Annotated in this window: 19 protein-coding genes; 10 read left to right on the plus strand and 9 right to left on the minus strand. The window is 44.7% G+C overall.

From position 1 onward, the window contains the following. Window positions 1–17 precede the first annotated feature (17 nt). The gene (locus tag B7360_RS18265) at window positions 18–983 is read right to left on the minus strand and encodes a calcium/sodium antiporter (RefSeq protein WP_005396236.1); all 966 of its coding nucleotides are present in this window, start codon (window positions 981–983) and stop codon (window positions 18–20) included. 374 nt (window positions 984–1,357) lie between these two features. On the opposite strand from B7360_RS18265, the gene mlaF reads away from it, so the two are divergent. The 8 genes from mlaF to B7360_RS18305 all read left to right on the plus strand — a co-directional run bounded on the left by mlaF (window position 1,358) and on the right by B7360_RS18305 (window position 6,799). Beyond that, window positions 1,358–2,161 (plus strand): phospholipid ABC transporter ATP-binding protein MlaF, encoded by an 804-nt coding sequence (gene mlaF, locus B7360_RS18270; protein WP_005396235.1) that lies wholly within the window; start codon window positions 1,358–1,360, stop codon window positions 2,159–2,161. Continuing rightward, window positions 2,151–2,942, plus strand: a complete 792-nt coding sequence (gene mlaE / locus B7360_RS18275) for a lipid asymmetry maintenance ABC transporter permease subunit MlaE (RefSeq protein WP_005396234.1) — start codon at window positions 2,151–2,153, stop codon at window positions 2,940–2,942. The genes mlaF and mlaE overlap by 11 nt, the downstream gene beginning before the upstream one ends. A gap of 2 nt (window positions 2,943–2,944) precedes the next feature. Further along, window positions 2,945–3,433, plus strand: coding sequence for an outer membrane lipid asymmetry maintenance protein MlaD (gene mlaD, locus B7360_RS18280; RefSeq protein ID WP_012841383.1), 489 nt, complete (start codon window positions 2,945–2,947; stop codon window positions 3,431–3,433). A gap of 2 nt (window positions 3,434–3,435) precedes the next feature. Next, window positions 3,436–4,074, plus strand: coding sequence for a phospholipid-binding protein MlaC (gene mlaC / locus B7360_RS18285; RefSeq protein ID WP_005396232.1), 639 nt, complete (start codon window positions 3,436–3,438; stop codon window positions 4,072–4,074). After that, window positions 4,074–4,394, plus strand: a complete 321-nt coding sequence (locus B7360_RS18290; protein ID WP_005396231.1) for a lipid asymmetry maintenance protein MlaB — start codon at window positions 4,074–4,076, stop codon at window positions 4,392–4,394. The genes mlaC and B7360_RS18290 overlap by 1 nt, the downstream gene beginning before the upstream one ends. Before the next feature lie 3 nt (window positions 4,395–4,397). After that, complete coding sequence (gene ibaG, locus B7360_RS18295; protein ID WP_005396230.1) at window positions 4,398–4,652, plus strand: BolA family iron metabolism protein IbaG; 255 nt, start codon at window positions 4,398–4,400, stop codon at window positions 4,650–4,652. 9 nt (window positions 4,653–4,661) lie between these two features. Continuing rightward, window positions 4,662–5,927 (plus strand): UDP-N-acetylglucosamine 1-carboxyvinyltransferase, encoded by a 1,266-nt coding sequence (gene murA / locus B7360_RS18300; protein ID WP_046873610.1) that lies wholly within the window; start codon window positions 4,662–4,664, stop codon window positions 5,925–5,927. 146 nt (window positions 5,928–6,073) lie between these two features. Further along, window positions 6,074–6,799, plus strand: a complete 726-nt coding sequence (locus B7360_RS18305) for a 1-acylglycerol-3-phosphate O-acyltransferase (protein WP_005381088.1) — start codon at window positions 6,074–6,076, stop codon at window positions 6,797–6,799. An 85-nt stretch (window positions 6,800–6,884) separates the two neighbouring features. Here the strand turns inward: B7360_RS18305 and B7360_RS18310 are convergent, their stop codons facing one another. From B7360_RS18310 to arcA, 6 genes are all read right to left on the minus strand, one after another. Then, complete coding sequence (locus B7360_RS18310; RefSeq protein ID WP_005381087.1) at window positions 6,885–7,274, minus strand: RidA family protein; 390 nt, start codon at window positions 7,272–7,274, stop codon at window positions 6,885–6,887. 130 nt (window positions 7,275–7,404) lie between these two features. After that, window positions 7,405–7,866, minus strand: coding sequence for an aspartate carbamoyltransferase regulatory subunit (gene pyrI / locus B7360_RS18315; protein WP_005381086.1), 462 nt, complete (start codon window positions 7,864–7,866; stop codon window positions 7,405–7,407). A 15-nt stretch (window positions 7,867–7,881) separates the two neighbouring features. Next, a complete protein-coding gene (gene pyrB / locus B7360_RS18320) occupies window positions 7,882–8,811 on the minus strand; it encodes an aspartate carbamoyltransferase (protein ID WP_005397473.1) in 930 nt (309 codons plus the stop codon). Between the two features lie 87 nt (window positions 8,812–8,898). Further along, window positions 8,899–8,994, minus strand: coding sequence for a hypothetical protein (locus tag B7360_RS18325; RefSeq protein WP_031780631.1), 96 nt, complete (start codon window positions 8,992–8,994; stop codon window positions 8,899–8,901). A 99-nt stretch (window positions 8,995–9,093) separates the two neighbouring features. Next, entirely contained in the window at window positions 9,094–10,098 is a 1,005-nt protein-coding gene (gene argF, locus B7360_RS18330) for an ornithine carbamoyltransferase (RefSeq protein WP_085344295.1), read from the minus strand. A 156-nt stretch (window positions 10,099–10,254) separates the two neighbouring features. Beyond that, complete coding sequence (gene arcA / locus B7360_RS18335; protein WP_006742359.1) at window positions 10,255–11,475, minus strand: arginine deiminase; 1,221 nt, start codon at window positions 11,473–11,475, stop codon at window positions 10,255–10,257. 583 nt (window positions 11,476–12,058) lie between these two features. Between arcA and rraB the strand changes: the two genes are divergently transcribed. Together rraB and B7360_RS18345 are read left to right on the plus strand one after the other, a co-directional pair. Next, entirely contained in the window at window positions 12,059–12,472 is a 414-nt protein-coding gene (rraB, locus tag B7360_RS18340) for a ribonuclease E inhibitor RraB (RefSeq protein WP_005381081.1), read from the plus strand. 166 nt (window positions 12,473–12,638) lie between these two features. Then, the gene (locus tag B7360_RS18345; RefSeq protein WP_006742360.1) at window positions 12,639–13,439 is read left to right on the plus strand and encodes a hypothetical protein; all 801 of its coding nucleotides are present in this window, start codon (window positions 12,639–12,641) and stop codon (window positions 13,437–13,439) included. A 19-nt stretch (window positions 13,440–13,458) separates the two neighbouring features. On the opposite strand, the gene B7360_RS18350 is transcribed toward B7360_RS18345, so the two are convergent. Together B7360_RS18350 and B7360_RS18355 are read right to left on the minus strand one after the other, a co-directional pair. Continuing rightward, complete coding sequence (locus B7360_RS18350) at window positions 13,459–14,364, minus strand: bifunctional helix-turn-helix transcriptional regulator/GNAT family N-acetyltransferase (RefSeq protein WP_080936680.1); 906 nt, start codon at window positions 14,362–14,364, stop codon at window positions 13,459–13,461. A 115-nt stretch (window positions 14,365–14,479) separates the two neighbouring features. Further along, window positions 14,480–14,884 carry a DUF2061 domain-containing protein gene (locus tag B7360_RS18355; RefSeq protein WP_053809377.1) on the minus strand — a complete coding sequence of 135 codons (405 nt, stop codon included), beginning with the start codon at window positions 14,882–14,884 and terminating at the stop codon, window positions 14,480–14,482. Between the last annotated feature and the right edge of the window lie 62 nt (window positions 14,885–14,946).

Genomic DNA, 14,946 nt, shown 5'->3' on the forward strand with positions numbered 1-14,946 from the left:
CTTATTTATCGTGGTAATTAAGCGGCCATGTTTGCGAATAAGTACACTTGATAACCTAGGAAGCATGCAAACAAGATTGCACCTTCAATACGGTTAATGCTGCGTGATTTACCCAAACACATCGCGACAAGTAACAGTGAAACGCCTAACATGACCCAGAAGTCACGTCCCATCGCGTACTCACTCAGTACCGATGGATTAATGATGCCAGGAATGCCCATTACGGCCAGAATATTAAACACATTCGAGCCAATAATGTTACCGACGGCCATGTCGTCTTCACCTTTTAAAACACCAGCAAGCGATGCTGCGAGCTCAGGTAGACTAGTGCCGATGGCAATGATAGTCAGACCGATGACAAGATCGCTCATGCCAAAATACTTTGCAATAATCACCGCGTTATCCACTAGCATGCTTGCTGCCAAAGGAAGCAGTATCAGGCCAATAACCACCCACATGATCGCTTTAGGGTTGCTGACGCCTTCTGGGATCTCTGACTCTTGGTCATCAAGAAAAACATCACCTGATTTCTGTTCTTTGCGGCTGATCTGCAACATAGCAAATAAAAATGCCCCAAAGAGTACAAACAATAAGACACCTTCATAAAAACCGAGATGGCTATTCCAAAGCAGAATACCGGCGAGTACTGTTACAGCAATCATTAATGGCAGTTCCCGGCGGATGACCGCGGAGCTAATCGACAGAGGCTTGATGAGTGCTGTAATACCTAGGATTAACGCGATGTTCGCGATGTTTGAGCCTAAAACGTTACCCACTGCAGTATCGGTTTTTCCGTCCCAGGCTGCGGTTGCAGAAACCATCATCTCTGGCGCAGAAGAGCCCATCGCAAGGATTGTCATGCCGATGACAAGAGGTGAAATACCGACGTTGCGGGCTATCGCTGCAGAACCAAAAACAAGTTTATCTGCACTCCATACGAGCAAAACAAGACCGACTATAAGCAACGCTACGGCTTCGAGCATGAGAATTCCTAAGTATTAAATAAGTAAAATGAATAACCGCTAATTTTGACCTTTTGCGGCCTAAAATGGAAGATAAACGACGAATAAATTAAAGGTTAGTAACGAAAATGTATGCAAATGTCGTTCATTTAAATCAGCAGTTCTTGTCTAGGATTTAAACACTTTGCGCTGATTTGATCGTAATCCACAAAAAATTGCAGGTATATACTCGACTTTATTTAATTGAACAGTGCTTTAAATTCAAAGCCAATGTGCTTATGATTGCAGCCTAATAAATGTACCGACGTTACTTTATTAAACGTGAAATTCAACTCCGTTGTGTGTCTGGTTGATGATGCCGTGAGTTGCAACGCTCCGACAGTAGAAGAGATGATATGTCGAACAACGATTTAGTCACCGTGAACAACCTCACTTTTTCACGGGGAGAGCGCAAGATCTTTGATGGTATTGATCTGCATGTTCCTGAGGGCAAAGTGACGGCCATTATGGGACCATCGGGAATAGGTAAAACTACACTGCTGCGTTTAATTGGTGGTCAGTTGTATCCCGAGCAAGGAGAGATCTGGTTTGATGGCGACAATATTCCCTCTCTCTCGCGTAAAAAACTCTACCATGCTCGAAAGAAAATGAGCATGTTGTTTCAATCAGGAGCTTTATTCACTGATTTGAATGTCTTTGATAACGTCGCCTTCCCATTGCGAGAGCATACGAATTTATCTGAAGAGCTGATTCGTACCATGGTGTTGCTTAAGCTTGAAGCCGTCGGTCTACGCGGCGCGGCACAATTGATGCCGAGCGAGCTATCGGGTGGCATGGCTAGACGCGCTGCGTTGGCGCGTGCGATCGCCCTGGATCCTGATTTAATCATGTATGATGAACCATTTGTCGGACAAGACCCAATCACCATGGGTGTCTTGGTTGAGCTCATTAGTAATCTAAATCAAGCGTTAGGTTTAACTTCTATAGTCGTTTCTCACGACGTGCCTGAAGTGATGAGTATTGCCGATTGGGTTTATCTGATGGCCGATGGCAAAATTATCGCTTTTGGCACACCAGAAGAGCTTAATCAGAATCCTGACCCTCGCGTTCAGCAGTTCTTACAAGGTGATGCAGATGGTCCTGTACCGTTTCGCTTCCCTTCTCAAAGTATCGAAAAGGACTTATTTGATGGTCGATAACTTTATGCATTTTGTCGCCTCACTAGGTAGACGAACGCTCTCCATCTGCGGAGCATTTGGTCGTGCGACTTTCATGCTGATTGGGGCACTGTTTACTAAGCCACAACCGCTTAAAAGCTTTCCTCTGCTCGTTAAACAACTTTATTCCGTAGGCGTCCAGTCTCTGGCGATTATCGTCGTATCTGGGTTGTTCATTGGTATGGTCTTGAGCCTACAAGGCTATGTTGTGCTGGTGGATTACGGCGCAGAGGGCAGTTTGGGGCAAATGGTGGCGCTCTCATTGCTACGTGAATTAGGGCCCGTTGTCACTGCACTTCTGTTTGCTGGTCGTGCAGGCTCTGCGTTAACTGCAGAGATAGGTTTGATGAAAGCGACGGAGCAACTCTCTAGCCTTGAAATGATGGCGGTAGATCCTTTGAAAAGAGTGATTGCGCCACGTTTTTGGGCTGGTGCTATTTCAATGCCATTGCTGGCTATGATTTTCATGGCAGTGGGTATTTGGGGCGCCCAGCTTGTTGGTGTTGACTGGAAAGGTGTTGACCATGGCAGTTTTTGGTCAGCGATGCAGTCCTCAGTTGAACTAGGACAGGATATTGGTAACAGTATGATCAAGTGCTTTGCGTTTGCAATTACGGTTACTTGGGTCGCTCTATTTAATGGTTATGATGCTATTCCTACTTCGGAAGGGATCAGCCGAGCAACTACGCGCACTGTTGTGCATTCTTCTTTAGCAGTACTAGGACTAGACTTTGTACTGACCGCATTGATGTTTGGGAATTAATCATGCAACAAACACGTAAAACTGAATTATGGGTTGGCAGCTTTGTATTAGCGGGAATTTGCGCGATTCTTGTGATGATTTTTCAAGTTGCTGACGTAAAAAGCATTGGCTCTGGTGATACTTACACCCTCAAAGCTGAGTTCGATAATATTGGTAGTTTAAAAGTTCGCTCGCCAGTAAAAGTGGGTGGAGTTGTGATTGGCCGGGTAAGCAATATTTCGCTTAACCCAGATAACTTATTACCTGTTGTAACTCTATCGATCAATAGCAAATACAATCAATTCCCAGAAACGTCGAGCGTACAAATCTTGACGTCTGGCTTGATTGGTGAGCAATACATTGGTTTAGTACCAGGCTTTGTTTTTGACGATGAAGTCATGCTGGTCGATGGCGATACCATCGAAGACACCAAATCAGCGCTCGTGCTTGAAGACTTAATTGGTCAAGTGCTTTACAGCGTAGGTGGTTCAGACGATTCAAGTAAGGAATAACTATGTTAGCGAGATTATTACTTTCAGTTTGTGCTGTGTTTAGCGCGTTTGGTACAAGTGCAGCAGAAGTGGATAAAACTGAACCTTATAAGATGATGAAGCAAGTGGCTGAAGTCACTTTCGAAAGATTAAAAGCCGAGCAGCCGAAAATCAAACAAGACCCAGATTTACTTAAGGTGATTGTTGAAGAAGAGCTAATGCCTTACGTCAATTACCGCTATGCTGGGTTAAAGCTCCTAGGTCCAAACCTAAAAGGAGCGAAACGTGAAGACGTACTTGAGTTTATCGATGCATTTCGCGCGTACTTAATTGCTTCTTATGCCCAAGTGCTAACGCAATACAGTGACCAACAAATTGAATTTGGTCCTGAGCCTAGCATTGATGACTCTAAGCGTATCACCAGTATCAAAGTTGATATCATCGATACGCCGCGTCCAAACATCAAGCTAGAGTTCAAATTGCGTAAAGACAACAAATCTGGTGAGTGGGAGGCGTTCGATATGATTGCGGAAGGCATCAGTTTACTCTCTAGCAAACAGTCAGAATGGAATAGCAAAATTCGTCAAGAAGGCATTCTATCTGTCGCGAAAGATTTAGAAAAATTAGCTGCGGAACCGGTTCGCTTTGAGGCGAAGAAATAATGGCCCAGACTCCCGCTCAGTGGCAATTAGATCAAAACATTCTTAAGCTAACAGGGGCACTTGATAGAGATACAGTGCCCTCATTGTGGGCGTATGCTCAGCAATGGCAACCAGCTCAAGCTGAGCTGGAATGCTCGTTAAAAGAGATAGAGCGCGTCGACTCTGCAGGAATGGTGATGTTAATCCACTTATTAGAGCATGCAAAAAAGCAAAACTGTCATATAATGCTCAGTTTCGTGCCGGCGCAACTGCGCACTTTGTTTCAACTGAGCAATGTTGAATCTTTAGTGGCCAAACACATACAGAATTATCAGGGGTAAATTGTGGATAGCGCAAAAGTACAACAGTTATTAGAAGAAGCACTAAACCTTCAAGAAGTGCATGTAAAAGGTGAAGGTAGCCACTATGAGGTGGTTGCTGTTGATGCTTGTTTCGATGGAATGAGCCGCGTTAAGAAGCAGCAGTTAATTTATGGTCCTCTGATGGAATACATCCAGCGTAACGACATTCACGCATTATCAATTAAAGCGTTCACACCAGAAGAGTGGGCTCGTGATAAGAAACTGATGTCGCTTTAAGGTTTATTGATGGAAAAGTTTCGAGTTATTGGGTCAGATAAACCACTCGTTGGTGAAGTGACCATTTCCGGTGCAAAAAACGCAGCACTGCCGATTTTATTTGCGTCTATCCTGGCGGAAGAGCCTGTAGAAGTGGCAAACGTGCCACACCTTCGTGATATTGATACAACCATGGAACTGCTTAAGCGTTTAGGCGCGAAAGTAAGCCGTAATGGTTCTGTTCACGTTGATCCTAGTAGCATTACTGAATACTGCGCACCGTATGATTTGGTGAAAACTATGCGTGCTTCTATTTGGGCTTTGGGCCCGCTCGTAGCGCGATTTGGTCAAGGTCAGGTTTCTCTACCTGGCGGTTGTGCTATCGGTGCTCGTCCTGTTGATCTGCATATTTCTGGCCTAGAGCAGCTTGGCGCAACGATTACGCTTGAAGATGGTTACGTTAAAGCTGAGGTTGATGGTCGTCTAAAAGGTGCGCACATCGTGATGGATAAAGTCAGCGTAGGCGCGACGATCACCATCATGTGTGCTGCAGCACTTGCTGAAGGCACTACAACGTTAGACAACGCGGCGCGTGAACCTGAAATTGTAGACACAGCGGATTTCCTAAATAAGCTTGGTGCAAAAATTTCTGGTGCAGGTACAGATACGATCACGATTGAAGGTGTTGAGCGCCTAGGTGGTTGTAAACACAACGTAGTTGCCGACCGTATTGAGACAGGAACATTCCTTGTCGCTGCCGCGGTATCTGGTGGTAAAGTAGTATGCCGTAACACTAACGCTCATTTGCTTGAAGCGGTTTTAGCCAAGCTAGAAGAAGCTGGCGCGCTTGTCGAAACGGGTGAAGATTGGATTTCAGTTGATATGACTGATCGCGAGCTGAAAGCAGTGAGTGTACGTACAGCGCCGCATCCAGGCTTCCCGACCGATATGCAAGCGCAATTTACGCTACTAAACATGATGGCGAAAGGCGGCGGCGTGATCACTGAGACTATCTTTGAAAACCGCTTTATGCACGTACCAGAACTCATGCGTATGGGCGCGAAAGCCGAGATTGAAGGCAACACCGTTATCTGTGGTGATGTTGAGTCATTAAGTGGTGCGCAAGTCATGGCAACCGACCTACGAGCTTCGGCTAGTTTGGTAATTGCGGGCTGTATTGCTAAAGGCGAAACCATCGTTGACCGTATTTACCATATCGACCGCGGTTACGACAAAATCGAAAATAAACTGGCTGCACTTGGCGCAAATATTGAGCGAGTGAGCGAGGCAAGTTAAACTGCACCGCAGGTAACTTGGATATCAAGAGAGCCGAAACCTGAGTTTCGGCTTTTTTATATCACTCTCATGACCATAGTTATCCTTTATGGAAAGAGAGAAATTAATAGCTGTATCTGGCAAAAGCCGGTTCCTGGAGAACAAGAATGATTGCACTGTTACGTGTATTTGCTGTCGCTATCTTTGCGATTGTTATGTTTATTGGTGGTTGTGGTTACTGCCTGTTAAGCCCCCGAAACCCTAAGCACGTTTTCACTTTTGGCCGCTTGTTTGCCAAGATGTCTCGTGTGTTTGGGATTAAGTTAGAGTTGCGTATCCCCGAAGATGCGTATTCACGCGGCCAACATGTTTACATTGCTAACCACCAGAACAATTGGGACATGTTTACTGTTTCTGCGGCTGTGACTCCGAAAGTTGTGACAGTAGGTAAAAAGAGCTTGGCTTGGATGCCACTGTTTGGTCAGCTTTACTGGCTTACGGGTAACATTCTGATTGACCGAGCGAATCGCTCGAAAGCAAAAGGTACTATCGATCAGGTCGTGAGCAGCATGAAAGAAAGTGATGTTTCGGTGTGGATGTTCCCAGAAGGCACACGTTCTCGTGGACGTGGTTTGCTGCCATTCAAAACAGGTGCTTTTCATGCGGCAATTGGAGCAGGCGTACCAATCATTCCTATCGTATGTAGCTCGACGAATAAAATTAAGCTGAACCGTTGGAACAATGGTCATGTGATTGTTGAAATGCTACCTCCAATCAGTACTGAAGGCTATGGTAAAGAGGGCATTCGCGAGCTAGCAAATATCTGTCGTGAACAGATGAAAGAGAAACTTGAATCGTTAGATGAAGAAGTCAAACAGCGCAACGCTGCTTAAGTTTTACTGCGATATCATCACGAAAAGACAATAAAAAACGGGTAGCCTGAGCTACCCGTTTTTTTATGTTTGTCAGCAAGTGCAATTATTTGCGAACCGCGATTGCTTCAATCTCGATACCAACATCTTTCGGTAGGCGAGCGACTTCTACACAAGAACGTGCAGGGTAGTTTGCTACGCCGTGCTCATCAAAGAACTTGCCGTAAACTTCGTTCACCGTGCCAAAGTCGTTTAGGTCTTTAACAAAAACCGTTAGCTTCACGATATCTGACACTTTAAGGCCTGAAGATTCAACCACAGCCTTTACGTTTTCTAGAGACTGACGAGCTTGCTCTGCGATATCAGCAGACACTTCACCTGTCGCTGGGTTTACTGGGATTTGGCCTGAAGTAAGAACCATGTTACCTAGATCTACGCCTTGAACGTAAGGACCGATTGCTGCTGGTGCAGACTCAGTGTGAAGTACTTTCGTCATTTGATTTTTTCCATCAGTTGTAGGGAATAAAGATTCTCAGTTTGCCTCTAAACCTGTGGTAGGTAAAGAGCAAAATCCCCCGACATTGCAGGGTATTTTAAACGTATCACAGCCTAGTCGTACGGCGTGTTTATCGCTCGGTTACGATCTCGCGTGAGAACACTTTCTCGCAGTATTTACACTTTAGGCGGATTTCTTGTTTCTTCTCGAACACGCTAAAGCTGCTTTCTACTGGCTCATTGTGAGAAATACAGTTTGAATTTGGGCATTCGAAGACATCATTGATGCGCTCAGGAAGCTCTAACGCGAGCTTTTTCACCACTTCATAATTCTCGATTTGATTCACGGTCGCGTGAGGAGCATACAACGCTAGCTTGCTCGCTTGCTCTTCATTGATAAACACATTTTCGATTTTGAGTAGATCTTTATGACCGAGTGCCGATGAAGGCAAGTTCAGTCCAATTGTTACGCGTTGTGATGAATTGTGCATATCGAACAGTCTTAATACTTTGATGCCGATTTGCGCAGGGATGTGGTCGATGACTGTGCCATTTTTGATTGCTTCTACCTGCAATTGAGTTTCTTTAGCCATGGGTTTTCTCCTCGATTACAGTGTTTCGTTTAGAACAAGCGCCAACAGTGCTTGGCGAGCGTATACGCCATTTTGAGCTTGCTGGAAGAAGTAAGCATGAGGCGTTTTATCAACATCGGTTGTGATTTCATCCACACGTGGTAGTGGGTGCAGTACTTTCAAGTTCTCACGCGCGCCTTCTAGTAGTGCCGCCGTTAGGATGTAAGCCGACTTAATATGTGCGTATTCCGATTCGTCAAAACGTTCTTTCTGTACGCGTGTCATGTACAGAATATCCAGTTCAGGAATCACACTTTCCATGTCTGTGTGTAGGCTATATTGAATGCCAGCTTCGTCTAGCTCTTCGCAGATGTAATCTGGCATTGCCAATGCTTCTGGTGCAACAAAGAAGAAGCGGATGTTGTTAAACTTTGCTAAGGCTTGAGTCAGTGAGTGCACTGTGCGGCCATATTTTAGGTCACCTACGAATGCGACGTTCAGGTTGTCTAGACGCCCTTGTGTTTCCGCGATGGTGTATAGGTCGAGTAGCGTTTGAGTTGGGTGTTGGTTTGCACCGTCGCCCGCGTTGATCACTGGCACGCCATTTGAAAATTCAGAGGCCAAGCGAGCGGCGCCTTCTTGTGGATGACGCATCACAAAGGCATCGACGTAAGAAGAGATGACTTGTACTGAATCTGCGAGTGTTTCGCCTTTTTTCGCCAGAGAGGTATTACCATCATTATCAAAGCCAATCACGTCACCACCAATGCGTTGAATCGCTGTTTCAAACGATAAACGTGTACGTGTTGATGGTTCAAAGAAACAACTGGCAACGACTTTGTTTTTAATCAGTTCTGGTCGAGGTGCTTTTTTAAGGCTGCCTGCTGTTTCTACGATAAGTTCCAGCTCTTCACGTGAAAGCTCTGGAATAGAGATGATGTGCTTCTGGTAAAGCGAGTTCGCCATGATCTTCTTCCCTATAACATTGATGACTACATCCAAATTGCCGAAAGGAATTTTGGACATAAAAAAACCTCCCCAAATGGGGAGGTTTTAAAATTCAATAGAATTAACGAAAATAACACCACGTAAGCGTAGTCGCTTAGCTAGAGCAAATCGCGTTTTCATGTCGGCAATTAGCTTGGTCATTTCATAATCCTCAGACAAATTGCCGAGCATTATACGCTTAACTTTCGTGAGCGCAAGCGATTACATCATGGTTTTTAGCGGCTGTTTTTGCTTGCTAGTTTAGCTTCCTAATGTTGCTACCATCACGGCTTTGATAGTGTGCATACGGTTTTCAGCTTCGTCGAATACGATGGAGTATTCTGACTCAAATACCTCTTCTGTTACTTCAAGGCCTTTCATGCCGTATTTTTCAGCGACTTCTTTGCCGACGGTAGTTTCATCATTGTGGAAAGCCGGAAGACAGTGCATGAATTTCACATGTGGATTACCCGTTTGTTTAATCACGTCCATATTGATTTGATATGGTGTCATTAAAGCCACTCGTTCATCCCATGCCTCTGCGGATTCACCCATAGATACCCAAACATCGGTGTAAAGGAAGTCACAACCCTTCACACCTTCCTCAACGCTTTCTGTTAACGTGATTTTTGCACCAGTTTGCTGCGCGATAGTTTGGCAAGTTGCCACGAGCTCTTCTTCAGGCCAGAACGCTTTTGGCGCGACAAGGCGAATATCTATGCCCATTTTAGCGGCGCCCACCATGAGCGAGTTGCCCATATTGTTGCGTGCATCGCCTAGGTAAGCGAAGGTCATTTCATGCAGCTGCTTACCGCGTCCGTACTCTTGCATGGTCAGGAAGTCAGCAAGGATTTGGGTTGGGTGGAACTCATCAGTCAAACCATTCCACACTGGAACACCAGCATAAGTGCCAAGCTCTTCAACAATGGATTGGCCAAAACCGCGGTATTCGATGCCATCATACATGCGGCCAAGTACGCGCGCGGTGTCTTTCATTGATTCTTTATGGCCAATCTGAGAACCAGAAGGGCCGATGTAAGAGACTTGAGCGCCTTGATCAAAAGCAGCGACTTCAAACGCACATCGGGTACGAGTCGAAGATTTCTCAAAGATGAGTGCAATGTTTTTACCTTGAAGTGTCTTCTGCTCTGTTCCTGCATATTTTGCTTTTTTTAGCTCTGCAGACAGTTCGAGCAAGAACTGGATTTCTTTGGTTGAGAAATCCAATAGCTTCAAAAAGTTGCGGTTACGTAAATTGAAAGCCATAGCTCGTCCCTTAGTACGTGTGATTGAATTAATAGAATGCATTAAAACATATAAATGCTTTATTTGTGAATAATTATTTTTGTGTAAAACTAAAAAAGGTTGATGCATTCACATCAACCTTAGTTTTTATTCATTTAATGTAAAAGGACGAATTGGTTATATATCGTCTCGTTCTATCGGACAACTCATGCAGCGGGCGCCACCACGGCCACGGCCAAGCTCGTTACCTGGGACTGTCAGTACTTTGATACCAGCTTTGTCGTATTTTTCGTTGGTGTATACATTGCGTTCGTAACCAATCACAACGCCCGGTTTTACGGTAAGAACGTTATTGGCGTCATTCCATTGTTCGCGCTCAGCTTCATAACTGTCACCACCCGTGGTGATGATTTTCAGCTGATCTAAGCCAAGAGCAGATTCAATCGCATGTAGGTAGTTATGAGATGCTTCAACATGCATTTCACCATTGCCTTTTGGTGTTAAGCGCCATGTGTCGAGATCTTTGCGCATGATCTCTGGGTAAACAGAGAACGTGTCCACATCCATATGGGTCATAACGGTGTCTAAATGCATGCATGAACGGTGTTTAGGCAGATCAATCGCAATCACTTCGGTTGCTTGTCCTGCCTTAAACAGGCTCGCTGCAAGGTTTTCTACACCTTGCGCGGTCGTGCGCTCAGACATACCGATCAGAACTGCACCTTTACCAATAACCAACACATCACCGCCTTCGACATTCGCATTATCGTAATGCAGATCATCATCACCGAAGTATTTGATAAAGTCTTGGCCAGCAAAAATTGGGTGCCAACGATAAATCGCACGTAAGTGGTTTGTTTCACGTTGGCGTGCAGGCATCATCATTGGGTTGAGCGATACACCACCATAAACCCAGCATGAGGTATCACGCGTAAATAGGTGGTTAGGTAGCGGCTCAATAACAAAATCCAGCGGACGCTTCATTTTTGGCAGCATAGAAGATGAGGTGATCGGTAGCTCTGAGTAAGCTAAGCCACCTAAAAAGATGCTGGCAAGGTGTTCATCATCCATTTCTGAAAAATATTGGCGTAGGTCTCGCGCAAAGGTTGGCCCGTAACGAAAGTCAGAAATCTGAGTATCTAGCAGCCACTGTTTTGCTTCTGGAACGGCGAGGGTTTCGACCAGTAAATCGTGGAGGAGAAGCACTTCTACATCTTGATCGCGTAGCGTGCGTGCGAACGCATCGTGCTCTTCACCTGCCGCTTCTACAGCAAGAACATCATCAAACAGTAATTCATGACAGTTTGATGGAGTTAAGTGGGTTAGGGCGCGCTCTGGGCGATTTAATAGAACTCGTCGAAGTTGACCAACTTCTGATCCAACGTACAGCTTGCTCATTTTGTATCCTTACAAATTTTCCAGCCGATAGTTATGACAAGCTTCCTAGAAAGATGCAAATCACTACACTTTGTCTATATTCTGAGTTTTTATTGTTTTTTAGATTTTAGTTTTGTATGTTTTTCTTATTAAGTCTTGGGTTGGGTTTAAATTCTATTTTGTGAAATGTGGAGAGCGTGCGTTTTTATTCTAATTTCCCCGTTGAGAAAGAATACATGCATAGTGCATAAAACGTGCATTTTTATTCTCAATTATGCATTATTAAAGTGAATTTATTCGTTATGCTTCTTCGTTTTACACGTGAGTGTATTCAAGAAAGCGCCATAAACACGCACAGAAAGAGAAAATAACCGCATTAAGTGTCAGTTAGGATGTTCTGAATATTAAAAAATGCCATTTTTTGTTAATTTTTTGTTTCTTTGCGTGGTCGGTTTAATATTTATATTCAAATAACCGATAAGAATCGCGGTGGTATGATGTTTGTTTGTGGCTTTTCATCGCAATCCATGCCATATTTCACCGGATCAGCATACTCAGTATCGGGTATAGTGTTTCTATCAAGTAACTAATCTGGAGCCAAAACATGTCTCACGAAGATGAATATCTATCAGTAGAAGAATTAATTGAGATTCAAAAGGAAGAGACTCGCGATATCATTGCAGCATTGCTAGAAGATGGCAGCGATCCAGATTCGCTATACGAAATCGAGCACCACCTGTTTGCAGAAGATTTTGACACGCTAGAAAAAGCGGTAGTTGAAGCATTCAAGATGGGCTTTGAAGTGCTTGAAGCGGAAGAAACTGAAGATGAAGATGGCAACAAGTTGCTTTGCTGTGACGCAACCATGGAATCAGCATTAGACGCAGAAGCCATTGATGCGCAAGTTGAAAAACTGATTCACTTGGCAGAAAAATACGACATCATCTATGACGGTTGGGGTACGTACTACGAAGGCGAAGATGCGCTTTACCCTGAAGAAGATGAAGACGACGAGTAATCAAAGCTCACCTCTTTTAGAGAAACCAGCGTTTAACGCTGGTTTTTTTATACCTTGAAAATGGCATCCAACAACAGATGAATGTGGAGATGATAAATAATTCACATTGAGTTTATAGGGGATTTCTCCCTATAATGCGTGAAAATTGATCTAGCGCAAGGTGTATATGCAACTCTCACTCGCCGGTTTATGGCAAGTCTCTCCACTGACGGACCTCTCGATTCCACAGGATGACATCACTTTTCCCGCCCCTTTAAGTCTAGTCCTGCCTGATGAATTGACGGAGGAAGCGATCCGTCAACAAGAATGGCACCTGATGCATGACATTGAAGTGGATGAGGCGATGATGGCATTTCCTGCAGTGGAAATGGTAATGGGTGGTGTTGATTACCATGCGGAGGTACGTTTGAACGGCGTGGCTGTGTTTGATTGTGATGGCTCGCAAAGTGTGTATAAGAAAGACATTCGCCCATACATGCAAATGGGGCGTAATCGCTTTGAGATATTGTTCCTAGAGGAAGAAGAAGATCTTTTATTCGATGAGGATAAGCCAGAGCTGTGCCCGCTTTCTGAACATCAATATAAGAAAAGTGATGAGCGACTGGGCGTGTGGCAAGAACCGTACTTGCAGTTTATTCGCAACGTGCGTTTAGATCGCGTGGCAACCGAGCAGATTTGGCACCATGGTGGCGGGTGTGAATTTAAGGTCGATTTGTATTACCAGACATTTGCGCCAGGACTAGTGTCAGCAGCGGTAAAGTTTAATGGCATGACTTACCATATCCCAATTGACGTTCGTGCAGATCACGCCAGTGCACTCTTTCAGATTGAAGCGCCAAAGTATGCTGATCTTAATGACCCTGATCCAAATGATCTCTATCAGTTGTCTGTTGAATTGGATGGGCAACGCCAAAACTTCACTGTTGCATTGAGCCAGGAGCTTTGCGTTACCCATGTTGTGCTTTAACGTCTGATAATATTTTTTATTACAGTACCTTAAGCATTACGACTTCACATGCATCATGCCCTGTTTGCCCAAGCGGGGCATCGAGATGCTCAAAGCCTAGCTTTTCATACAAGCCTACCGCCTCTCTTAGACATTCTGTTGTCTCTAAATAGCACTGCTGATACCCAAGCTGTTTCGCCAGTTGTAAGCTCAATGCGACGATGCGTTTGGCTAAACCGTGTCCTCGTGTTTGAGGTAAGAAGTACATCTTTTGCAGCTCACACACATTTGGCTCACCAGCTAAAGGGGCAAAGCCACCGCCACCAACGATCTCTCCGCGATGTTCAATGACCCAATAGGCGGCCCCGTTTTGATTATACACCGAATACATATCATCAAGCGTTGGATCGGCCACACCATAACCTCTGTCTGCGGTTAAGCCGTATTCTGCGGAGACTTTACGAATTACGTCTGCCACTTGCGGATTGTCTGCTTTGGTAAGAGGTCGAAGGGTGTATTCCTCTGCCTGACACACTTTTGTTAGCCCTTTTAGGTAAGTCTCTAGACCAAGTTTGAGTTGTTCTTGCTCACAGTCATCAAGTTGTGTAAGCAACTGCTCAAAAAAGCTGTTTTGCTGTTGGTCTAGTTGCGATAACGCCTGCTGTCCTTGAATTGTGAGCACTACGAGTTGGCTTCGTTTATCTTTCGGGTTTTCGATGCTCTCAACCAAACCTAATTTAATCAAACCAGTAATGGTGCGGCTTGCATTGGACTTGTCGACACTAAGCTGCTGCGCCAGTTGGTTGATGGTCAATGGCTGCAATTGGATTTCACCTAATGCGTGCGCTTGTACCGGGGTAAGAGCGACATCGCCGCATTGTTTATCGAGCATACCAAGCAATCGGACGGCTTGACGGGAGTAGTGTCGGAGTTGACGAGCGTTCATTATCACTTACCTCTAAAAATAAAGTTGCGCACCGCAATTAAATTAATTGCGGTGCGCAACTTTGTCAATGATAAATGTCATTTGGCTCGTTAGGAGACGTAGTGAGCCTCCATGTTTAAGCGTGGTGATGTAAACAAAACTGCAGTGCTGGAGTTTTTGCTGATGATTTACGCATCCATACTTTCTCGTGGAAGTAGTAAGCCACCGTATTCAAACTCGGCTCTAGCATCGCCATTACGCCGCCGACAAATGCATCACCTGTTAGTAAGTAAACCACGGTAAAAGCGACGCTGAAGTGCACGGTCGCAAAGCTTGCGGTTTTTAATTTGGTCATCCACTGACGAGCTTTAAGTGCTGGGACTTTTGCCCATGCCTTTTCATGAAAGTAGAAGGCTACGGTGTTCACTGAAGGCTCAATCATGGCAATTAAACTACCAATTAAAATGTCGCCTGTGAGTACGTAAGCGACACTAAATGCGATAGTAAAATGCAGTGCTGCGAAAGTTAGTGTCTTTTTCATGATAATTACTCAATCGTGTTTGTTTCGATGAGTTTATTATCGATAATAATTCTCATTAATGC

The sequence above is a fragment of the Vibrio sp. ArtGut-C1 genome (assembly GCF_002105475.1).
GTDB classification, from domain to species: domain Bacteria; phylum Pseudomonadota; class Gammaproteobacteria; order Enterobacterales; family Vibrionaceae; genus Vibrio; species Vibrio diabolicus.